We start from the raw sequence: 22,098 nt of genomic DNA on the forward strand, positions 1-22,098 counted from the left end.
CTCCGTTCACGGTGCTACCTCGCAGGGATCGTGCCTACCTCGGCCGGAGGTGGCCTACCTCGCGGTCAGGCGCACTGCTCCACCGCGGTCCAGGGGCCCCAGACGCTGTCGCCGGGTTCCTGCCCGCGAGTCCACCACAGCGCCCGGTAGGTGACGCCGTCGGACGACACCAGGTCGCCGCCGACGTACACCGTCGAGGCGTCCCACGACTCGACGCACTCGGCGACCGCCGGAGCGGCCTCGGCGGAGCCGACCTCGGTCCAGGGGCCCCACGCGGAGGCACCGGGCTCCTGGTTGCGGGTCCACCACCGGGCCTCGTAGACCGTGCCCTCGTGCTGCACGACGTCGCCCGCCACGTAGACGGCGCTGGCGTACCAGAGGCTCGGACCGGGCTCGCCGCCCGACACCTCGGGCAGCAGCTCGATGGTCGTCGGGTCCGGGTTCGGCGTGAACCGCGCCCCGGTGTCCGACGGCGCCACGTCGGTGAGCTCGTAGAGCCCGTGCATCTCGATCGAGCCGTCCGCCGCGATCTCCGGCGTCACGGCCGAGGCGTCGACGGAGACGAACCAGTCCGCGCCGACGGAGGCGGGCCGCCCGTCGGACGCGTCCGCCGTCGTGCCGTCGAAGTAGTTCGACGGGTCCGTCAGCAGCGACGTGTCGTCCTGCTTCAGCCCGAGGGCGTCGGAGTCCGGGTTCTGCCAGGAGATGACGCCGCTCGCCTCGTAGGCGGTGGTGCCGGCGTTGGTCTCCAGCCGCACGCCCCGCTCGTTGTCGACGGTGGTGACGCCGTCGAGCCGGACGTCCGGGCCCGAGTTCGACGTCGCGCCGGTGGCGAGGTTGCCGTAGCTGAGCGCGTTGCGCAGCAGGTGGTCGCCCGGCATGGACTCGCCGCCGAGCTTGAACCCGTTGCCCTCGCCGGTCCACGTCGGGTCGTCCTCGAGGAACCCGTTGGCGTAGGCCACGGAGTCCTCGACGACGACGGTGCCGATCGGGCCGGTGGTGGACTTGGCGTACAGGTCCCAGCCGTCGTCGATGTTGTGGTGGGCGATGTTGTACCGCAGCACGTTGCCCTCGCCGACGGTGAGCTTGACCCCGAACCCGTCGGCGTCGTTCCCGCCGGTGTCCGCGTTGTTGTGCGACACCGAGGACAGGATCGTGTTGTGCGACGGCCACATCGACGGCGGCTCGGCGGAGAGCCCCGAGATCTGGATTCCCGTGTCCTTGTTGTGGTGGGACTCCACCCGCTCGACGACGTTGTGGTGGCCCTGGACGAGCATCGGCTTGGCCTTGTCGGCCGACCCGGTGATCTCCAGGTCGTAGACGTGCCACCAGTCACCGCGGATCACCAGGCCGCCGTCGGGCGACTCGCCGAGGTCCAGCACGGCACGGTCGCCGGGCTCGGACATCAGGGTGATCGGGGCGCCCTCGGTGCCGTCGCGGCCCCGCTCGGCCACGATGTTGTGCTGCGGCGTGTACGTGCCGCCCGTCAGCACGATCTGCTGACCGGCCTGCGCGAAGTCGACCGCGGTGTGGATGTCCAGCGGGTCGTCCTGCGTCCCCGCGCCGTCCGCGGTGCCGTCGGGCGCGACCCAGATCGACTCGCCCGGCTCGCCGTAGGAGTCCACGGTGATCGTGACGGGCACGTCGACCGGGTCGAACGACTCCAGCTCCTCGTACTCTCCGAGCTGCGGCTGGTCCCCCTCCGGCGTGGCCCGCGCGGTGAGCTCGTTGACGCCCGGCTCGAGATCGACCGTGCCGAGGGCCTGCTCGCCGGGGACGAGCTCCAGGCCGTCGACGACGACGTCACCGGCCGCGTCGAGGATCTGCCCGGTGCCGTGGAAGTCGGCCACGAGCGGGACGTCGAGCTGCTGCTCCGGCGTCGTCCGGGTGACGTCGACCGACAGGTTCGTCGGCACGTACTCCGTCGGCGGCTCCTGGGCGGGCTCGTCGTCGTCCGGGTGGATCGTGGTGAAGTCCCACGAGGTGACGTCCACGACGATCTTGCGGGCCGTGGCCATGCCGACGTAGAAGGTGTCGGCGTTCTGCTGCAGCAGCATCTCGGGGTCGTACTGGATGACCTCGATGTCCTCGCCGCCGTCGCCGGCGCCGCGCCAGATCGCGTGGAAGCCGGTGTTGGACCGGCGCAGCGTGAACTCGTAGACGTCGCCCTCGGCGAACTTCGGTCCCGAGGTGATCTCGGGGCGGTAGTCGGGGTCGAACTCCTCCGAGTCGCTGTCGTCGCGCGAGCCGGCGGTGTTGTCGTCGGTGGCTCCCGTGTACCCCTGGACGAACCGAGCGCCCGGGGTGCCGTTGACGACGTCGTCGGTGCCGCCGTTGTAGCGGGTGACCACCGCGCCCGCGGAGTTGAAGTAGCGGTGCGGGGAGGACTCGGCGACCAGGTCGTCGATGGCGATGATGCCGAACCCGGACTGGTTGTCCTTCGTCGAGCCGTCGACCACCTCGAAGGTGGCGTTCAGCGTGAAGTTCTCCTCTTCCGGGTCGATCTCGGTGAAGTAGTACTGGAAGCCGTCCTCGGAGCTCGCGAACTTCGTGGAGCTGTCCTTGGCGTCGAAGGTGATCGTGCCGTCGCCGTGGTCGACGACCTGACCCCCGGAGCCGGCGTTGGAGCCGACGTCGGCGATCTGCCAGCGTTCCACGGAGGTGGCGACCTCGACGTCCGTCGCCGGACCGGCCGCCGCGTCCGCACCGCGGTGCGCCACGACGCGGACCTGGTACGTGGCGCCGGCCGTGAGGCCCGGCACGTCCACGGCCGTGCTGGTCACGCCGTCGACGGCCGTGGCGAAGTCCGCCCCGCCCTGGCTCGTCTCGACGGAGTAGGTCTCGGCCTCGTCGGTGGCGGTCCACTCGAGGCTCACCGTGGCGTCGGTGCCGTCGACGGCGGAGGTCAGGGCCCCGGTGATCTCCGGTCCGACCAGCGGCAGGGAGAAGCCGTCGAACCCGACGCGCGCGGAGGTCTTCGGCTCGCCCTCGCCGGCGCGGGTGAGCCGCACCTCGACCTCGTAGTCGCCGGAGGCCGGCGGGGTGAGCGTCAGGGTGCCGCCGGGTCCGTCCTCGCCCGTGATCGCCTGGTCGACCTTCGCGCCGGAGGCGTCGTAGAGGGTCGCGTAGGCGACGTCGCCGCCATCGTCGCCGAGGAGGCCGGTGTAGTCGACCTCCAGGTCCGCGGGGTCCGCGGGGTCGAGGGCGATGCCGTCGACCACCGGCGCCGCGACGTCGGCCCAGGGCGCCCGCTCGACCGGGTCGCTCGCGCCGAGCTGGGCGAAGAAGACGTTGACCCCCGAGCTCGGGGAGGTGAGGAAGTAGTCGCCGGCGGCCGGGATGTCGACGGTCTCGGTGACGATCGGCTCGCCGCTGTCGTCGGCGAGCGCCGGGATCTGGGCGATCTCGCCGGTGGCGTCGTGCAGCGCCAGGACCCGGTCGCTGCTGCCGGAGCTGCTGCGGGTCTGGACGACGAGCTCGGTCGGCTCGGTGGCGGTGAAGTGGATCGACCGGTACTCCGCGCTGCCCGAGCCGTTGAGCTTGAGCCGCTGGGTGTAGACCTCCCCCCGATCGGAGAGGCGGTCGGTGTCCCCGACGGTCACCTTCTTGGCCTCGGTGGCCCGGACGGTGAAGTCCTCGGTGGCCACGAAGTCGGCCGTGAAGTCGCCGGGCGTCAGGTCGTCGGCGTTCAGGGCGGTGGCGGGTCCGACCGCGGCTGCGGTCACCGCCCCCGTCGCGGTCAGGGCCGCGGCCGTCAGCACGGCCAGCGACGAGCGGATGCGCTTGCCTGTCGGTGTCATGGATCTCCTCGTCGAGATGCGCGTCGGACCTCGTCGACCGACGCCAGAAACCGGTTTCTAGTCACGGTAACCGTTCTCCGATGACGTCGTCAAGAGTCGTCAAGACACGTCACGCCGTCGAGCGTCTCTGTTTCTCAGGAATCCCGGGCTGACTCCTGAGAAACAGAGACGCTCGACGCGACCGGGTGACCAGGCAGCTGGGTGACGGGACAGCCGGGTGACCGGGGCAACAGGGCCACGGTGACGCGACCCACCGCGCCGCGGGACCCGCCGTCGTACTCTCGAGGGGTGGAACCCGCCGTCCGACTGCTCGCCCCGACGTACCAGGACCGTCGCTGGGAGCTCCCGCCGGACGCGGTGATCCACCACGGGACCGTCGACGACGCCGCGCGGCTTCTCGACGGCCGCACGGTCACCGCCCTGACCGGTGCCGGCATCTCCACCGACTCCGGCATCCCCGACTACCGCAGCCCCGACTCGCCGCCGCGCAACCCGATGACGTACCAGCAGTTCGTCGGCGACGCGGACTTCCGGCGCCACTACTGGGCCCGCAACCACGTCGGCTGGCAGCACGTGCACCGCACCCACCCCAACGCCGGGCACCGCGCCCTCGCCGACCTCGAGGACCGGGGCATCGTGCGCGGCGTCATCACCCAGAACGTCGACCTGCTGCACGAGGACGCCGGCCAGCGCACCGTCATCGACCTGCACGGACGCTACGACTCCGTGATCTGCCTGCAGTGCGGCCGCACGATCAGCCGGTCCCACCTCGCCGAACGCCTCGACGCGCTCAACCCGGGATTCGTCGAGTCCGTGCTCGACGGCGGCACCACCGTCGCCGACATCGAGGTCGCCCCCGACGCCGACGCCGTCATCGCCAAGACCTCCCACTTCCACCCGGCCGACTGCGAGTTCTGCGGCGGGGTCCTCAAGCCCGAGATCGTCTACTTCGGCGAGAACGTGCCGCGCGAACGGGTCGACCGGGCGTTCGCGCTCGTGGAGTCCGCCGACGCCCTGCTCGTGGCGGGCACGTCCCTGACCGTGATGAGCGGGCTGCGGTTCGTGCGTCGGGCGGCCAAGAACGGCCAGCCCGTGGTCATCGTCAACCGCGGCGAGACCCGCGGCGACCCGCTCGCCACCGTCAAGGTCGACGCCGGGGCGACCGAGACGCTGACAGCCCTCGCCGATCTGCTCTGAGGAGCACCGAGCCGCTCCCAGCAGCGGATGAGATGCTCTGACGCGTGTCCACACCCTCCTCCCCGCGGACCGACATCCAGGGTCTGCGGGCCGTCGCCGTCGCCGCGGTGCTCGGCTTCCACCTGTGGCCCGCCGCGGTCACCGGCGGGTACGTCGGCGTGGACGTGTTCTTCGTGGTCTCCGGCTTCCTCATCACCAGCCACCTGCTGCGCCGCCCCATCCGCAGCGGCCGCGACCTGCTCGACTTCTGGGGACGCCGGGTGCGCCGCCTCATCCCGGCGGCCAGCCTCGTGCTGCTGGCCACGCTGCTCGCCGCCGCCGTCTGGCTGCCCGTCACCACGCTGCCGTCCGTCGGCCGCGAGGTGCTCGCCTCGGCGCTGTACGTCGAGAACTGGGTGCTGGCCGCGACCGAGACGGACTACCTCGCGGCCGAGGAGCTCCACTCCCCCGTGCAGCACTACTGGTCGCTGTCCATCGAGGAGCAGTTCTACCTGCTGTGGCCGATCCTGTTCGCCGCGGTCGCCTGGCTCGGTCTGCGTCGCAGCCGACGCGCCGGCCGCGACGGCGGACGCCCGACGGCGGTGCTCGCCGTCGGGCTGACCGCGACGGTGGTCGCGGCCTCTCTCGGCTGGTCCGTGTGGGCCACGAGCACCGAGCCGGCCGCGGCCTACTTCGTCTCCACGACCCGGTTCTGGGAGCTCGGGCTCGGTGGCCTGCTCGCGGCGGTGCTCGCGCTCCGCGCCGGGGCGTCCAGCGCGCTGCTGCGCCACGACGGGCTCCGGGCGGCGACGGCGTGGCTCGGTCTGGCGATGATCGTCACGGCCGTCCTCACCTACGACGCCGCGACCGCGTTCCCGGGGTACACGGCGCTGCTGCCGACCGTCGGCGCCCTGCTCGTCATCGCCGCCGACGCCGACGAGACCCGCGCGGGACCGGGCGCCCTGCTGCGGTGGCGGCCCGCGCAGTGGCTCGGCGACAGCTCCTACTCGGCCTACCTGTGGCACTGGCCGCTGGTGGTCATCGTGCCGTTCGCGATCGGACGCGACCTGACCGCGCTCGACATGGTGGCCGTCCTCGCCGCCACGCTGGTGCTGGCGGGCCTGTCCCGGCGGCACGTCGAGGAGCGCCTGCGCTGGCAGCCGCTGCTCACCCGCCGCCTGGCCGCCACCTTCGTGCTGCTGGCCGGGTGCGTCGTCGTGGTCGGCGGAGGTGCCGTCGTCGTGCAGCAGCAGGCGGTCGCGGCGGAACGCCAGGCCGTGACCGAGGCCCGCGCCGCCGTCGCCGCGGCCGCGCCCTGCGTGGGTGCCGCCGTCGTGCGCGACGACACCTGCGACGACCCGGGCCTGGTGTGGCCGCCCGAGGCGGCGGCCGAGGACAAGCCGGCCGTGTACGCCGACGGCTGCTGGAACAATGCCCCCTTCACCACGCGCAACACCTGCACCTACGGCGAGGAGGAGGACCCGACGGCGCGGATCGCCCTGGTCGGCAACTCCCACGCCGGGCACTGGCTGCCGGCGCTCCAGGACGCGATCGACACCGAGGGCTGGCGGCTCGACACCTACCTGCAGTCCGTCTGCTACACCGTGGACCGGCCGCTGGCCTTCCCCGACGCGTCGGAGTCGGCGGCCTGCCGGGACATCAACCGGTGGGCCGTGGACAGCGTCGTGGCCGGCGACTACGACCTCGTGGTCATGTCCGACCGCACGAACCAGCCGCTGGCCGGCGTGGCGCCGTCGGACCAGGAGGCGGTGGCCCAGGAGGCCTACGCCGAGACCTTGGCGGCCTTCACGGACGCCGGGATCGGCGTCGTCGTGCTGCGGGACACGCCCGCGATGCCGGAGAACGTCCCCGAGTGCCTGCAGCTCCACCGGGACGCGGAGGCCTGCGGCGCGCCGCCGGCGACGGCGCTGGAGCCGGACCCGCTGGCCGCGGCGGCGAGCGCCGACACCACCGGCGCGGTGAGCGTCACGAGCGTCGAGGACCTGATGTGCGACGACGTCTGCCACCCGGTCGTCGGCGGGGTGACGGCGTACTTCGACCACGGGCACCTCACGGCGACGTTCGCCCGCACCCTCGCCCCGGAGGTGACCGGGGCCGTGCGCGCGGGGCTCGACCGCTCGCCCTAGGCTGCCTGCATGGAGGACGTGGTCGTCGTCGGGTCAGGACCCAACGGGCTGGCAGCCGCCGTGACGCTGGCCCGGGTCGGGCTGTCCGTGACGGTGCTCGAGGCACGGTCGACCGCCGGCGGCGGCGCGCGCACGCTCGACCTGGACCTGTCGCCCGGGCTGCGGCACGACGTCTGCTCGGCCGTGCACCCGATGGCGTGGGCGTCACCGTTCTTCCGCGCGTTCGACCTGCCCGCCCACGGGGTCGAGCTGCTGACCCCCGAGGTCTCCTACGCCCAGCCGCTGCCCGACGGACGCGCGGGGATCGCCTACCGCGACCTGGAGCGCACGGCCGAGCGGCTGGGGTCCGACGGCGGGGCGTGGCGGTCGTTGCTCGGTCCGCTGGCCGCACGGTGGGAGGCGGTGGTCGCGGTGGGGATGAGCGACAAGCGGTCGATGCCGCGGGGCGTGTCCGACGTCGGCGGCCTGCTGGGGGCGGCCCGGTTCGGCGCCGCCATGCTCGAGCAGGGCACCGGGGCGTGGGGGGCGCGGTTCCGCACCGAGGAGGCGGCCGCGCTGCTGACCGGCGTCGCGGCGCACACCATCGCCCCGATGCCGTCCCTCGGCGCCGCGGGGACGGCGCTGCTGCTCGGGGCGCTCGCGCACGCCACGCCCGACGGCACCCCCTCGGAGGCCACGGCCCCCGGCGGTTTCGACGGCGGCTGGCCGATCCCGCGCGGCGGCTCGGGGGCGATCGCGGCGGCGCTGCTGGCCGACCTCGAGGCGCACGGCGGCACGGTGGTCACCGACCATCCCGTGCGCGTCTGCACCGACCTGCCCTCGGCGCACGTCTACCTGTTCGACACCCCCGCCAGCACCCTGGTCGACGTCATCGGTGACGCCCTGTTCCCCACCTGCCACCGCGCGCTGTCGCGGTTCCCCACCGGCAACGCCGCCGCCAAGGTCGACCTGGTCACGGACGGACCGATCCCCTGGGCGGACCCCGAGGTCGCCCGGGCCGGCACCGTGCACGTGGGCGGCACCCGGGCCGACATGGCGCGCGCCGAGTCCGCCGTCGCCGCCGGGGAGCACGCGGAGGCGCCCGTCTGCCTGGTCAGCGACCCGGTCGTCGTCGACCCGGACCGCGAGGTCGGGGGCCGGCGACCGGTGTGGGCGTACACGCACGTGCCGTCCGGGTCGACGGTGGACGTCACCGAGACAGTGCTGGCCCAGCTCGAGCGGTTCGCCCCCGGGGTGCGGGACGCCGTCGTCGCGACGCGGTGCACCCCCGCGGCCGAGTTGGCGGGCCACAACCTGAACCTCGTCGACGGCGACATCGCGGGCGGGCGCACGAGCCTGTGGCGGATGATCGCCCGCCCGACCGCCGCGGCGAACCCGTACCGGCAGGCCGGGCACGTGTACCTGTGCTCCGCGTCGACGCCGCCGGGCCCCGGCGTGCACGGGATGTCCGGCTGGCACGCGGCCCGCCGGGCGGCGTACGAGGTCTTCGGGATCCGCGTCCCCGCGCTCTGAGCACGGGGAGGCGGGCCCTCGACGACTCAGGGCGCCCGGTAGGCCACGTCCCCGTTCGAGCTGTGGATCTCCACGCTCCGCGAGGCCGCCGGGTCGGTGGGCCCCTCGATGATCTGCTGCCCGTTCGACGTCTCGATGGTCAGCGCCACCGGCTCGCCGTCGCCGACCACCGCGACGTCGCCGTTGCTCGTCCGGGCGAAGACGTCGCCCCCGGCACCCGCGACGTCGACCTCGCCGTTGGAGGTCCTCGCCTCGGCGTCCCCGCCGACGTCCCGCAGCTCGACGTCGCCGTTGGAGGACCGGGCGACGGCCCCGCCGGCCACGTCGGCGACGTCGATCCGGCCGTTCGAGGTCTGCGCGTCGACGTCCCCGCCGACCCGGGTCGCCTCGATCTCGCCGTTGGAGGTGCGCGCCTCCAACGACCCGCCGAGGTCCGTCGCGACCACGTCGCCGTTCGACGTCCGCAGGTCGACGGCGCCGGCTGGCCCCTCGGCCCGCACCTCGCCGTTCGCCGTGTCGACCCTCACCACCGTGTCGGCGGGGACGACGGCGTGCAGCTCGCCGGCGCACGTCCACGACCACCACACCCGGTCCGGGCAGGTGTTCTCCAGCACCAGCGACCCGTCGCCGGTCGAGACGGTGTACTCCGGTGTGGCCAGCCCTCCGCGGGAGACGACCTCGACGCTCACGTCGGTCGCGCCGTCGTCGGCCCGCACGGTCACGTCGCCGTCGGCGACCAGCTCCACCTGCTCGGCGGCGTCGTAGGACTCCTGGCTGGTGCGTGTCTCGGACAGCGCCCAGTCGATCACGTGCAGGGCGCCCCAGACGACCATCAGCACGCCGACGGCGAGGCCGAGGGCGAGGAGCACCCGGGCGGCGCCGCTGCGTCGCGGCTGCGTGGTCGAGAGGTCGTGGCTCATCGTGCGTCTCCGTTCCGGTCCAGCCAGCGCAGCACCGCCAGGACGCGGCGGTGGGTGTCCGCGTCCACGGGCAGCCCCAGCTTGGTGAGGATGTTGGTCACGTGCTTCTCCACGGCCGCGGACCCGACCACGAGCCGGTCCGCGATCGCGGTGTTGGACAGCCCTTCGGCCATGAGCCCGAGGACCTCGCGCTCCCGGGCGGTCAGCTCGTCGAGGTCGTGGCGGGAGCGGGCGAGCACCTGCGAGACGACCTCGGGGTCGAGGACGGTGCCGCCGCCCGCGACCCGCTCGACGCCGTCGAGGAACTCGTCGACGTCGGCCACGCGGTCCTTGAGCACGTAGCCCACGGATCGGGTGCCGTGCGTGAACAGCTCGGCGGCGTACCGCTGCTCGACGTACTGCGAGAGCACCAGCACCGGTAGCTCGGGGTGCAGGCTGCGCAGGTGCACCGCGGCGCGCAGCCCCTCGTCGGTGTGCGACGGCGGCATCCGCACGTCGGTGACGAGCAGGTCCGGCAGCGTGGCGCCCGGCTCGGTGAGGGCGGCGACCATCTCCTCGGCGGTGCGGTGGCCGACGACGTCGTGCCCCTCGGTCTGCAGCAGCCGGGTCAGTCCGTCCAGCAGCAGGACGGAGTCCTCGGCGATCACGATGCGCACGGCAGCTCCACTCGCAGGCGGGTCCCCGCACCGGGCGGGCTGGTCAGGTCGAACGTGCCGTCCAGGGCGGCGACCCGGCCCCGCAGGCCGGCGAGCCCGGAACCGGACCGTGCCTCGGCACCGCCGCGGCCGTCGTCGGACACCTCGATCAGCAGGCGGTCCGGCCCCGGGGTCCCGGGCCCGGGGACGACGGTGGCACGCACGTGGGCGCGGGTCGCCCCGGCGTGCCGGGCGACGTTGGTCAGCGCCTCGGCGACGACGAAGTAGGCGGCGGCCTGCACCCCGGCCCCCGCGCTGTCGAGGTCGGGGCCGGCCTCCACCCGGACCGGCACGGGGCTGCGGGCCGCCAGGGCCGACAGGGCGTCGTCGAGGCCGCGGTCGGCCAGCACCGCGGGATGGATGCCGCGCACGAGGTCGCGCAGCTCGGCCAGCGTCTCCTTGACCTCCGTGTGCGCGTGCTCGACGGCCGCCACCGCGGCCGACGGGTCCCGGTCGGCGGACCGGCGGGCCGAGCCGAGCGCAACGCCGAGGGCGACGAGGCGCTGCTGGGCGCCGTCGTGCAGGTCCCGCTCGATGCGGCGTCGTTCCGCGTCGGCGGCCTCCAGAGCGGCGGCTCGGGTGGCGGTGAGCTCGACGGCACGCCGGCGGGCCGTGTCGGCGTCGGTCTCCGCAGCGCGCGCCTCGGCCTCGGCGGCACGCTGGGCGGAGCGCGCCGCGGCCGCCGGGGAGACACCGAGCATCGCCTGGGCCAGCGCGGTGGTGGCCAGGTTGCCGAGCTGGGCCAGGACCGCGGCGAGCCAGGCGAGCACGACGGCGATCGGGAGCGCCCACAGCGCGGAGAGGTCGGTGTCGGCCACGCGGCGCACCCCGAGGACGACGGCGGCGACGGCGCCGCTCGCCGCGGCCACGGCGAGCGTGAGGAACACCGTCGCCACGACCAGTCCGGCCAGGGTGTACGCGGTGGCGAGCCAGCCGCGCCGGTCGGTGAGCTCGGCCTTCGTCCACCCCCACCAGCCGGGCCGGGTCGGGCGTCGTCGTCCCGGGTCGCGCAGCGCGACGCCGGTCTGCGCGGCGAGGCGAGCGCGCTCGGCGGTGGCGAACCACCGGGCCACCCACAGGGTCGGCGGCAGCAGGAGGAGCCCGAGCCCGAGCGCGGGCACCAGGGAGACCGCCACGAGCACGAGGTCGAAGACCACCAGCCCGACGGAGACGAGCCAGAGGTAACCCAGCGCGAGCTGGGCGAGGCCCCGCCACGTGGCCGCCGCCCAGGGTGCACGCAGCAGTCCCGGCAGGCTCGTGACGGCCGGCGCGGTGTCGCGCGGTGCCGCAGTTGTGCTGGTCATGTCCTCGACACTAGGCAGGCGCGCGGCGGCAGGGAATGCGGAGGACCCACGTCCCCACGGTAGGGCTGTCCCGACCTCCGCACCCCGCCGTCCCCGTCGTCCCCCACCCGCTGTGGGCGTGAAATCTGCAGCCCCGAGCGCTCCAGAGCTGCAGATTTCACGCCCACAGCGACCGGGGGGCGGGGGTCCTTCAGCGACGGGCCGCGAAGAACTCCTGCAGCACCGCGGCGCACTCGTCGGCCCGCACGCCCGCGATCACCTCGACCTCGTGCAGGGCGCGCTGGTCACGCACCATGTCCCACACGGACCCGGTCGCCCCCGCCTTCGGGTCCCAGGCGCCGAGCACCAGCCGCCCGACACGGGCCGCGACGAGCGCGCCCGCGCACATCACGCACGGCTCCAGGGTGACCACGAGCGTGCAGTCCGTCAGCCGCCACTCCCGCCAGCTCACGGCGGCCTGCCGCAGCGCCAGCACCTCGGCGTGGGCGGTGGGGTCCCCGGTCTCCTCGCGGCGGTTGTGCCCCAGCCCGAGCAGCCTCCCGTCCGGGGAGACGACGACGGCGCCGACCGGGACGTCGTTGGTCGCCAGGGCGTGGGTCGCCTCGTGCAGCGCGACGCCCATGAGGTGCCCCCACACGGCGCGGCGCTCGTTCAGGGTGCGCGGCGGGAAGGCGTCCTCCGCCCACGGCAGGGCCAGGCCACGCTCGTCCACGGCTCCTCCTCGTCGTCGTCCCCGGCCAGCGTAGAGCCGACCGGCCCCGCACGGCAGAGGGTGAAATGTCCGCGTCCGGTTCATGATTCCTGGTCCTTTTGTTCCTTTTTCTCCGCACTGGTGGTGTGATGTCCCTCGTCCCCCTCTTCCTTCCCGCGCACCGTGCGTGCGCGCCGTCCTGCCGAAGGGATCGATCACCATCGTGAAGAAGCTGCTCGCGAGCGTCGCGACCACGACGCTCGCGCTCGGAGGGCTCCTCGTCGCCACCGCGACACCCGCCTCCGCGCACACCCCCGACATCGACGCCACCTGCGACTCGCTCGCGGTCGACCTGCGCTACTACTCCGGCGCGCAGGTCACGGTCACCGTCGACGACGAGACCCGCGACGACTCGACCTTCACGTCGAGCTACGCCGCGACGTTCACGCTCGACGACAGCGTCGCGCACACCTGGCACGTCGACGTGGACGCCCACGACGACGACCAGTGGGACCGGGAGTGGTCCGGGCTGACGGAGCCCTGCACCACCGACGTCGAGCCCGCCGACGAGCTCGTCACCGGCCTGTACCTGTACGAGAAGGTGCACCCGGACCAGCCGGCCGCGTGGCACAACTCGGGTCCGCAGGAGCTGATCGTCCAGCGGGACGGCCACAGCTTCTGGGACGCCGACGACTTCCCCGTCGAGGAGCTCCCGCAGGAGGTCTGCGGCACGGGCTGGGGCGTCCAGCAGGACGTCGCCGACGTCACGGACGGGTTCGAGATCCCCCTCGAGATCGTCTGGCCGGAGGGCGGCTTCGACGGCCACCTCGTGGACTGGCGCCACGACGACCTGACCGACCTCGTCGAGGTCCCCGCGTGCGACGCGCCGGAACCGGTGACGCTGCCCGCGCCCACCCCCGTCGAGGAGTGCGACGCCGAGGCCCGCGTGGACCTCCCCTCCTCCGAGCTCGCGGACTACTCCACCACCTGGAGCGACGACCGTTCCGAGGCCGTCGTCACGGCGACCCCGGCGGAGGGCGTGGTGCTCGCCGACGGTGCGCAGACCTCGTGGACCTTCGCGTTCACCGGGGCCGAGTGCGACGTCGAACCGGTCCTCGTCGTGCCCGAGCCGCCCACCGTCGTCGACGTCTGCGGCACCGACAACGACGATCTCGTCGTCCCGCAGGACAGCGAGCAGGTCACCTACTCCTCCACGCACGAGGGTGTCGTGGCCACGGCCGCCGAGGGCGCCGTCTTCGGCGACCTGCCGGACGGGTACACCGCGGTCGACGACACGACGGCCCGCTACCCCGTGGACGGGACCTTCACCGACACGTCGTGCGAGCTCGTGCCGGGCGACGTCGCCGCCGTCTGCGAGGGGGAGGTCCCGTTCCTCGCCTACGAGGTGAACCTGCCCGAGGGCGTCGAGGCCGACGGCGAGACGCCGCTGACCGTGACGTTCCTCCACCCGGGCGACGGTGACGACGTCGTGCTCACCGACCAGCCGCTCGCCGGACGCGTGGTGTGGCCCGGAGCGTCGACCACCGAGCCGCTGCAGTGGCCGGGCTGGGAGCTCCAGGAGGACGGCACCTACGTCGAGACCGAGGGCAACTACGCCTGGACCCGCGACGGCGTCCGGGTGCTGTTCGAGGTCAACCCGGACCACTCGACCGTCGTCGAGTACCCGGCGGCGTCGGACACCTGCGCGAACCCGCCGTCGGACGACGGCACCGAGGTCCCCGCGGAGACCGTCGCCGAGAGCACTCCCGAGGCCGAGCTGCCGCGCACCGGCGCCACGGTGGGCGTGGTCGCCGGCGTCGCCGCGCTGCTCGTGGCGGCGGGCGTGAGCCTGTTCGTCGCACGCCGCCGCCTGCACCGGGGCTGACCCCCGCACGACCGCCCGACGGGCCCGGCCGGCACGACCGGCCGGGCCCGTCGCACGTGCCGCGCCAGGCCCGGCGCTCCCGGTACCGTGTGACCATGCGCCTGCACATCGCCGACCACCCGCTCGTCGCCCACAAGCTGTCCGTGCTGCGCGACGAGTCGACGCCGTCCCCGATCTTCCGGCTGCTGGTCGACGAGCTCGTGACCCTGCTCGCCTACGAGGCGACCCGGCACGTGCGGACCGAGCCGAAGGAGATCATCACCCCGGTCACCACGACCACCGGGGTCCGGATGAGCCATCCGAGCCCGATCGTCATCCCGATCCTGCGCGCCGGGCTCGGCATGCTCGACGGCCTGACGCGGCTGCTGCCGACGGCCGAGGTCGGGTTCCTCGGGCTCCAGCGCGACGAGTCGACGTTCGAGGCCGTCACGTACGCCAACCGGCTGCCGGACGACCTCACCGACCGGCAGGTCTTCCTCCTGGACCCGATGCTCGCGACCGGCGGCACGCTGGTGGCGGCGATCGACTACGCCCTGGAGCGCGGCGCCCGCGACGTGACCGCGGTGTGCCTGCTGGCCGCGCCCGAGGGGCTGCAGGTCGTCCAGGAGGCGATCGGCGAACGCGCCGACGTCCAGGTCGTCGTGGCCGCCGTCGACGAGCGGCTCAACGAGCACAAGTTCATCGTGCCGGGACTCGGCGACGCGGGCGACCGCCTCTACGGCGTGGTCTGAGCCGGCCCCCGACCCGGGACGTCCGGGCGGGCCGGGTCAGCGGTACTCGCAGAGCCCGACCCGCTCCCACTGGCGCCACTGGCCCATCCAGACGCCCTCCCACTCGGCGGCGTCGTACCACGACTCGTCGGCGCCGCCCTGGCCGCGCCCCTTCTTCTCCGCAGCCCGGCTCCGGTCCGCCGCAGGCAGCCCCTCGTCGTCCCAGCCCTCGTAGCGGTAGTCGAAGCCGTTCCAGGAGCGCACGTCACCGGCCTCGTAGTGCTCGCCCCAGGCGATGCGCGGGCTGCACCAGCCGGCCTCGGCGGCGGTGAACGTGTCGGCCTCGAGAGCGGTCGACCAGCTCCCGGCGGACACGGTCCACCGTCCGCCCTGGCGGCCGTCGATCCGTCGCGGCTCGACGGTGCGGGTCGTCCCGGCCGGCACCGCCACGTCGGTGTCCAGCCCTCGGGGACCGTGGACGTGGAAGACGACGTCCACGGTCGACGCGGTGTTGTCGAGGACGACGCCGACCTCCCGCCAGGACTTCGCGTAGTCGCCGTAGCGGTCCATCTGGACAGCGCTCTCGTCGAGCGACGCCCCGGGGGCGACGACGATGCACGAGGTGCCCTCGTGCTCGACCGTCCGCTGCACGGAGTACGCGGTGCCCTCGATGGTCCGGGTCAGGCGCACCGTGACCGCTCCGGCATCGAGCCGCGCCCCGCCGGCGGCGTCGACGAACCGGACCGCGCCGTCGGCCGGCAGCTTCCGGGTCGTGACCGCGTCGCCGTCGCGCAGCAGCGTCGCACGCCACGTGCGCCCGCCGTCGGCGACCACGTCGACCACGAGCCGCGCGTCGCCACCCTCGCACTGCGGCGCCGCCTCGACCTCGGCGTCCGGCCAGTCCGGGGCGGTCGAGCAGCCCGCGAACTCCAGGTCGACCGTGGCCAGCGGCCGGCCGTCGGCCAGGACCTCCGCCTCGCCGGTGCCCCACGGCACGTCCACGTCCACCCGGGCGGACTCTCCGCCGGCGAGCCGGACCTCCTCGACGTGGTCGCCGAGATCGATCGTGAACACCACCGGCAGCGTCGAGTCCCGGTTGTCGAGCGGGACGGTGAAGGTGCGCGTGGACGTCTCGGCGACCGGGTCGTAGCGGCAGGCACCGGCGGGCACGACCTTGCCCGCCGCCGGGGAGATCGTCGCCGCCGGGAACGTCGCGGTCGGCGTGGTGGCCGGCACGACGCCCGCAGCGGGCTGGTCCCCGTCGGCGTCGGTGACCCACCGGTACAGGTCGAAGGACACCTCGCCCGCGTCCGTGCTGGTGCTGCCGGTGGCGACGGAGAACGTGCTGCGCTCGCCGGCGTCGAGCCGGATGCGGTCGGCCTCGGACCCGAGCGCCGACATCCCGGCCTGCATCGGCTCGTCGCCATGGTTCACGATCGTGCCCTGGACCGTCACGCGGCCGCCGTCGTTGACCACCCGAGCGGAGGTCTCCACGTCCCAGCGCGGGTCGTAGCACTCGGCCGCGCCGTGCGTCCCGGAGCCCACCGTGCGGCTGTAGGTCACGCCCGCCACGGTCGTCGAGACCGTCCACGAGCCGCTGCCCGCCGGCACGCGCAGACCGTCGGGGACCGTGAGCGTGGCCCGCTCCCCCGGTGCCAGCTCCGGGTTCTTCGACGCCGTGGACCCGGCGGCACGCAGCACCGCGGTGACCGTCCGCCCCGTCGTGTTCGTGTAGCTGCCGATCACCACCGCGTCGGCCTCGCCGACGCCACCCGTGGCGCGGCACTCGGCCCGGATCCCGCCGACCCCGGCGAGGACCCCGGCCCAGCCCCTCGGCACCTCGACCGAGGACGCCGAGGAGATGGTCGGGCCGTCGGTCGCCGTCGGCTCGACCGCGACGGCGTAGGCGCCCGCCGCGGTGCGGCCGTCGGCGACCACCGTCGCGGTCGCCTCGACGACCTCGCCGGGCTGCAGCGCACCGCCGGTGCAGAGCCACGCGCCGACGTCGGCCACCTCGCACCCCAGCCCCCCGGACACCGAGTGCGGGACGAGGCCGGCCGGGACGCGGACGCGGACGGCCCAGTCCTCGGCGGTCACCTGGTCCCCGGTGTTGCGGACCGAGAACGGCACAGCCGCCAGCCCGGGGTTGGCCGCCACCTCGACGTCGGCGGCCCGCGTCGTCAGCTCCGGGCCGAACATGTCGACGCGGGTGGGCGGCAGCGCCAGCCGGCGCGCCTCCAGACCCTCCGCCCAGACCTCGGCCACGACGTCGTAGGAGCCGCCGTCGCGCACGAACACGGGCACCCGCACCGTGGCGAGCTCGTCGGCCTCGATGGTGCCGAGCCGGCAGAGCACCTCCTGCGGCTGCGCGGTCGCGGTGCAGGGCAGAGTCTCGAGCGTCAGGGGGCGCGGCACCGGCGCGGCACCGCGGACGGTCGCGGCCCGGGCGTGCTGCATGCCGGCCGGCAGGGTGAGCCGCACGTGGGCGTCGACGGCAGGACGCCCGCCCGGGTTGGTCACCTGGAAGGTCAGGTACTCGGTCGCCCGCGGCTGGAGCTCCTCGGCGGCCTGCGGCACGAGCACGCTGACGACCGCCGGGTCCACCACACCGAGCTCGTCCTGCGCCGACGGGTCCACGAGCAGGTTCGCCGGGTCGGTGGGGTCCTCGCTGGGCTCCGGGCTCGGCGCGGGCGATGCCGCGGCCTCGTCACCGTCGGTGGTGGGCCAGGGCGTCGACTCGACGGCCAGGAGCGGGCCGTCCGGGATCTCCTGCGAGACGTCCGCGTCGCCGATCGCGCCCAGGACGGAGACGACGCCGACCGTAGCGGCGGCGACGGCCCCGGTGGACGCGGCGACCGTCGCCCCGGAGACGCCGGCGGCGGTGGCCCCGGCAGCCGTGGCTCCGGCGGCCGTCGCCGCGGTCCCCGTCGCGGCCGTCGCGGTCCCGGCCGAGGTGAGCGTCACCGTGGTGGCCCCGGCCGCGGTGGTGCTCGCCGCCGTCGCCGCACCGGCCCCGGCAGCTCCCGCACCGGCCCCGGCAGCTCCCGCACCGGCCCCCGCGCTCGCCCCCGCGGCACCGGCACCGGCAGCTCCCGCACCTGCGCCGGCGGCACCGGCTCCGGTGGCCCCTGCGCCCGCAGCGCCGGTGGCGGCCGAGGTCCCGACCGCCGTCCCCGTGCCGGCGCCCGCAGCACCGGTCCCGGCTCCCGCAGCACCCGCAGCACCGGTCCCGGTGCCCGCGGCAGCGCCCGTGCCGGCCGCTCCGGAGGCCCCCGCCCCGGCGACCCCGGCACCCGCGCCCGCGCCCGCACCGGCACCGAACGTCGCCGCACCCAGCGGGAGCGCACCGAGGATCGCCGTGCCGGCCAGGCCCACCACGAGCGGGGCCACGACGGCCCGCATGCCGTGGGCGACGTCCCCGAGCTCGAGCACCAGCGTGCGGCACTCGGCGCACACCTCGAGGTGGCGGTCGACCTTGGTGACCTCGCGGCGGGCCAGGCTGCCGCGCACGTACCCGCCGAGCAGCGGGTTGACGACCCGGCACGAGTCGGCAGGCTCGCTGCTCAGGTGCTGCTGCAGGTAGCCGACCCGCAGACCCTCTCGAGCCCGGTAGGCCAGCGCCGAGACGCCGTTCGGCGTCAGCCCGAGGATGGGCGCGACCTCGGCCGGGGAGAGCCCTTCGACCTCGGTGTACCAGAGCACGGCCTGCCATCGTTCGGGCAGCGACTCGTAGGCGCGGGCGACCACCGAGTTCTCGAACCCGGCCAGTGCCGGGTCCTCCGGCGACGCCGACGGCCCGAGGGCGTGCTCGAAGGTGCCGTCGTCGGCCGTCGGGCGGGTCCGGCGTGCACCGTGCGCGACGTCGGCGGCCAGGCGTCGCACCACGGTGAAGAGGTAGGCGCGGAAGTGCGTGTCGGGGCCGTTGCCCTGCTGCAGCATGCCGAGGACGCGCTGGAAGGCGTCGGAGACGACGTCGTCCGCGTCGCCGTCGCACCGGACGTACTGCCGGGCCAGGACCCGGGCGGCACCGCTGTGCCGCTCGTAGAGGGCGCCGTACGCGTCGAGGCTGCCTCCGCGCACCTCGAGGATCAGCTCCCCGTCGCTGGGGGCTGTTCCGCCTGATCCCACGTAGACGTCGGTCACGATCGTCCGCTTCTCGCCCTGTTGTCGGCCACTGCACCCGCATCGACACGGGACAGACACACTCTAGCCGCACGACCCGCACGTCGCCGAGCCCTCACCGGGTGAATCATGGAGTAGCACGTTTCACCCACCCGCAGGTCGGGTTTCTGCGTCATAGTGGGAGCCCATGGGAGTCACATCAGCATGAGCCTGCCCACCGGCGACACCTTTGCCGTCGACACGCGCGAACGCTGGCGCACCATGAGCCTGACCGAGGTCTGGCTGCGCCCGGGCGACTGGTACCACCCTGCGGTGGACGCCGTGGTCGAGGCGATCATCGACGGCAGGTCGCCCGAGGCTCCCGCGCACCGCCTCGGCGGGGCACGCAGCGCCGCCGGCATCGGCCTCGACGAGACCCTCGAGGACGTCGCCTGCCTGTACCGCACGGTGGGCGCCCCCGTGGACGTCGACGTGGTCCGCGGCGCGGCGCTGGGCTGGGTGCAGGGCCGTGACGGTCGCCCCACCCTGAGCGGGGTGCGCGATCCGGCGACCGGCCTGCCGACCGCCGACTACCTCGGTGAACGGCTCCGCGAGACCTACGGCCGGGCGGCGCGGGACACCGCCGCGGTGACCGACTCGCACTGCCTCGTCGTCGTCGACGTCGCGGTCGAGGCTCTCGACCCGTGGCAGCGCATGGCGCGGGCCGCCTCGGTCGGCCGGACGCTGGACCAGGTCTTCGGCGACGGGCACCCCATGGCCTCGTTGAGCGACGGCGTCTTCACCGTGCTGTGCGAACGCACGCCCGACCTCCCCCGCCTGTCCCAGAGCGTGCGCCGCATCATCGAGCGCAACGCCCAGATCCTCGGGGTCGCCGAGACGATGCGGCGACCGGTCCGGGTGTGGATGGAGCGGCTGCCGCAGGACCACGCGGCGGCGCTGAACCTGCTCGAGCACCTGCGGCGCTGACGACGACGCCGGCCGGGGCGTCCGCCGCACGGATCGCCTACCTGACGACGAGAGCCCGGACGGCTGGTGCCGTCCGGGCTCTCGTGGTGCGGGCCGCCGTCAGGCCTGGCTGAACGTCAGGCAGTCGGCGTGGCGGTCGTCCTGCGGACCGGCGCCGACGCGGATCGACGAGGCCGAGCACTCGAGATCCTTGTTGTGCACGCAGTCGAGGCGCTGGCACGCGCCGACGTGGGCGACGACCTTGTCGAGGCCACCCTTGGTGCCCAGCGGGATGAACGTCGCGCAGGCGGCGTCGCCGGGGACCCCGGCGATGGTGACGGCACCCGCGTGGCAGTCGTGGTCGTGGTTGTAGCTGCAGCCGTCCACCGAACACTCGGTGACCTCGGGCATCTCCATCAGCGTGGTCATGGCCGCTCCTCATGTCGCTGGATCTTCGCCGAACCATTTCGATGATAGAAGCAATTCCCCCTTCTCGCCTAGGAAGGGAATGCTTACTTCAGAAAGGTGAGGAGAGCCTTACCGCACTATTGATGAATTCCGAAAGTCCGGTGTTTCGTCATTCGTCGGGACGTCACGCGGACCGACCGCGCCCGCCGGAGGGTCGCCACAGCACCAGAGCGCCGCCGCGCTCACGGCGGGTGTCGACGTCGAGGCGCAGCTCGGAGCGCCGCACCCGCCGGCCCAGCGGGACGGCCACGACGTCGCCGCCGGACCCGGCGGCGAAGACGCGCCCCTCCGCCTCCTCGCGGGCGGCGATCAGCCCCGCGAGCTCGGAGAGCCGCCGCTCGAGCTGGAGGACCTGGTGCTCCAGGTCGAGGATCCGCTTGATCCCGGCGAGGTTGATGCCCTCCTCCTGGGCGAGGCGCTGCACCTCGAGCAGCCGCGCGACGTCGCGCCGCGAGTAGCGCCGACCCCTCCCCCGGGCACGCCGGGGGACCACCAGTCCGAGCCGGTCGTACTGCCGCAGGGTCTGGGGGTGCATGCCGGAGAGCTGCGCGGCCTGCGAGACCGTGAGCACGGGTGCGTCGTCGGTGACCATCTCGACCTCCTTCGCGCCCTGAGGCTACCGGTGTCTACTGCGCGGCCTTGGCGGCGAGCTCGGCGCGCACGTCGCCCGTGTCGACCTCCGCGGCGAACTCCTCCAGCGCCTTCTTTGCCGAGCGGCTGAGCTTCTGCGGCACCACGACCTGGATCGTGGCGAGCAGGTCGCCGGTGCGCTTCTTGGTCGCGACGCCCCGGCCCTTGACCCGCAGCACCCGGCCCGACGGCGTCCCGGCCGCGACCTTGAGCCGCACCGTCTCGCCCGAGAGCGTCGGGACCTCGACGGTCGTGCCCAGCGCCGCCTCGGCGAACGTGACCGGCAGGGTCATGCGCAGGTTGACGCCGTCCATCGTGTACACGGGATGGGTCTCGACGTGCACGGCGATCAGGAGGTCGCCGTCGGGCCCGCCGTTCATGCCCGGACGGCCCTTGCCGCGCAGACGGATCTTCTGCCCGTCGTGGACCCCCGCCGGGATGCGCGCGGTCATCGTCCGGCCGTCGACGGTCAGCTCGACCGTCGTGCCCTCGACCGCGGCGCGGAAGGGCAGCGTCGCGCGGGTCTCGACGTCGGCGCCCTTCTGGCGCTGCGGGCCGCCGAAACCGGCCGAGCGTCCGCCCATCCCGCCGCCGAACATCGAGCCGAGGATGTCCTCGAACCCGCCGGTCTGCTGGTACTGGACACGCGGCCCGCCCGGGCCGCCGGCCCGCCCGGCGCCGCCGCCGAACATCGAGCTGAAGACGTCCTCGAACCCGGCCTGGCCGGCGCCGCCTCCGGGGGCCCCGGCGAACCGGGCGCCGCCGCCGGCCATGGAGCGCAGCGCGTCGTACTGCTGCCGCTGCTCGGGGTCGGAGAGCACGGCGTAGGCCTCGCCGATCTCCTTGAACTTCGCCTCGGCGGCGGCGTCACCCGGGTTCTGGTCCGGGTGGTACTGGCGCGCCAGCTTGCGGTACGCCTTCTTCAGGGCCGCCTCGTCGGCGTCCTTGGGAACGCCGAGCGCGGCGTAGAAGTCCTTCTCGATCCAGTCCTGGCCGGTCACGACGTTCCTTTCTCTGCGGTGCCCGCGAGATCGACGTACCCGGTCCCGGATCGACCCATGGTGGGTCGATCTCGGGCGGGTACGTCGATCTC

Annotated in this window: 15 protein-coding genes; 6 read left to right on the top strand and 9 right to left on the bottom strand. The window is 74.1% G+C overall.

Annotation, left to right across the window (positions count from 1 at the left end):
- Positions 1-65 precede the first annotated feature (65 nt).
- Positions 66-3,800, bottom strand: a complete 3,735-nt coding sequence (locus tag PO879_RS14335) for a carbohydrate-binding protein (protein ID WP_278235542.1) — start codon at positions 3,798-3,800, stop codon at positions 66-68.
- Between the two features lie 288 nt (positions 3,801-4,088).
- Here PO879_RS14335 and PO879_RS14340 point away from each other — a divergent pair, with 288 nt between their 5' ends.
- Genes PO879_RS14340 through PO879_RS14350 form a run of 3 tightly spaced genes read left to right on the top strand, consistent with a single transcriptional unit; the run spans position 4,089 to position 8,635 of the window.
- Entirely contained in the window at positions 4,089-4,997 is a 909-nt protein-coding gene (locus PO879_RS14340) for a Sir2 family NAD-dependent protein deacetylase (RefSeq protein ID WP_278235543.1), read from the top strand.
- 44 nt (positions 4,998-5,041) lie between these two features.
- Positions 5,042-7,123: an acyltransferase family protein gene (locus PO879_RS14345; RefSeq protein ID WP_278235544.1), complete on the top strand. Its 2,082-nt coding sequence runs from the start codon at positions 5,042-5,044 to the stop codon at positions 7,121-7,123.
- Positions 7,124-7,132: 9 nt separating this feature from the next.
- On the top strand, positions 7,133-8,635 hold the full coding sequence (locus PO879_RS14350; RefSeq protein ID WP_278235545.1) for an NAD(P)/FAD-dependent oxidoreductase: 1,503 nt from the start codon (positions 7,133-7,135) through the stop codon (positions 8,633-8,635).
- 26 nt (positions 8,636-8,661) lie between these two features.
- Here PO879_RS14350 and PO879_RS14355 read toward each other — a convergent pair whose 3' ends face one another.
- The 4 genes from PO879_RS14355 to tadA form a co-directional block, all read right to left on the bottom strand.
- Positions 8,662-9,555: a DUF4097 family beta strand repeat-containing protein gene (locus tag PO879_RS14355; protein ID WP_278235546.1), complete on the bottom strand. Its 894-nt coding sequence runs from the start codon at positions 9,553-9,555 to the stop codon at positions 8,662-8,664.
- Positions 9,552-10,211 carry a response regulator transcription factor gene (locus PO879_RS14360; protein WP_278235547.1) on the bottom strand — a complete coding sequence of 220 codons (660 nt, stop codon included), beginning with the start codon at positions 10,209-10,211 and terminating at the stop codon, positions 9,552-9,554. Before PO879_RS14360 ends, PO879_RS14355 begins: the two co-directional genes overlap by 4 nt.
- The gene (locus tag PO879_RS14365) at positions 10,199-11,554 is read right to left on the bottom strand and encodes a sensor histidine kinase (RefSeq protein ID WP_278235548.1); all 1,356 of its coding nucleotides are present in this window, start codon (positions 11,552-11,554) and stop codon (positions 10,199-10,201) included. Before PO879_RS14365 ends, PO879_RS14360 begins: the two co-directional genes overlap by 13 nt.
- 190 nt (positions 11,555-11,744) lie before the next feature.
- Entirely contained in the window at positions 11,745-12,176 is a 432-nt protein-coding gene (gene tadA / locus PO879_RS14370; RefSeq protein ID WP_278237556.1) for a tRNA adenosine(34) deaminase TadA, read from the bottom strand.
- Positions 12,177-12,432: 256 nt separating this feature from the next.
- Here tadA and PO879_RS14375 point away from each other — a divergent pair, with 256 nt between their 5' ends.
- Together PO879_RS14375 and upp are read left to right on the top strand one after the other, a co-directional pair.
- Positions 12,433-14,130 (top strand): hypothetical protein, encoded by a 1,698-nt coding sequence (locus PO879_RS14375; RefSeq protein WP_278235549.1) that lies wholly within the window; start codon positions 12,433-12,435, stop codon positions 14,128-14,130.
- A 95-nt stretch (positions 14,131-14,225) separates the two neighbouring features.
- Positions 14,226-14,861: a uracil phosphoribosyltransferase gene (gene upp, locus PO879_RS14380; RefSeq protein ID WP_278235550.1), complete on the top strand. Its 636-nt coding sequence runs from the start codon at positions 14,226-14,228 to the stop codon at positions 14,859-14,861.
- A 36-nt stretch (positions 14,862-14,897) separates the two neighbouring features.
- Here the strand turns inward: upp and PO879_RS14385 are convergent, their stop codons facing one another.
- The gene (locus tag PO879_RS14385) at positions 14,898-18,983 is read right to left on the bottom strand and encodes a sigma-70 family RNA polymerase sigma factor (protein WP_278235551.1); all 4,086 of its coding nucleotides are present in this window, start codon (positions 18,981-18,983) and stop codon (positions 14,898-14,900) included.
- Between the two features lie 183 nt (positions 18,984-19,166).
- On the opposite strand from PO879_RS14385, the gene PO879_RS14390 reads away from it, so the two are divergent.
- Positions 19,167-19,928, top strand: a complete 762-nt coding sequence (locus tag PO879_RS14390; RefSeq protein ID WP_278235552.1) for a hypothetical protein — start codon at positions 19,167-19,169, stop codon at positions 19,926-19,928.
- A gap of 99 nt (positions 19,929-20,027) precedes the next feature.
- Here the strand turns inward: PO879_RS14390 and PO879_RS14395 are convergent, their stop codons facing one another.
- The 3 genes from PO879_RS14395 to PO879_RS14405 all read right to left on the bottom strand — a co-directional run bounded on the left by PO879_RS14395 (position 20,028) and on the right by PO879_RS14405 (position 22,006).
- Positions 20,028-20,336 carry a DUF1540 domain-containing protein gene (locus tag PO879_RS14395; protein ID WP_278235553.1) on the bottom strand — a complete coding sequence of 103 codons (309 nt, stop codon included), beginning with the start codon at positions 20,334-20,336 and terminating at the stop codon, positions 20,028-20,030.
- Between the two features lie 163 nt (positions 20,337-20,499).
- A complete protein-coding gene (locus tag PO879_RS14400; protein WP_278235554.1) occupies positions 20,500-20,967 on the bottom strand; it encodes a MerR family transcriptional regulator in 468 nt (155 codons plus the stop codon).
- A gap of 34 nt (positions 20,968-21,001) precedes the next feature.
- The gene (locus tag PO879_RS14405) at positions 21,002-22,006 is read right to left on the bottom strand and encodes a DnaJ C-terminal domain-containing protein (RefSeq protein WP_278235555.1); all 1,005 of its coding nucleotides are present in this window, start codon (positions 22,004-22,006) and stop codon (positions 21,002-21,004) included.
- Between the last annotated feature and the right edge of the window lie 92 nt (positions 22,007-22,098).

This window comes from Isoptericola sp. AK164 (assembly GCF_029643425.1).
Taxonomy (GTDB): Bacteria; Actinomycetota; Actinomycetes; order Actinomycetales; family Cellulomonadaceae; genus Isoptericola; species Isoptericola haloaureus.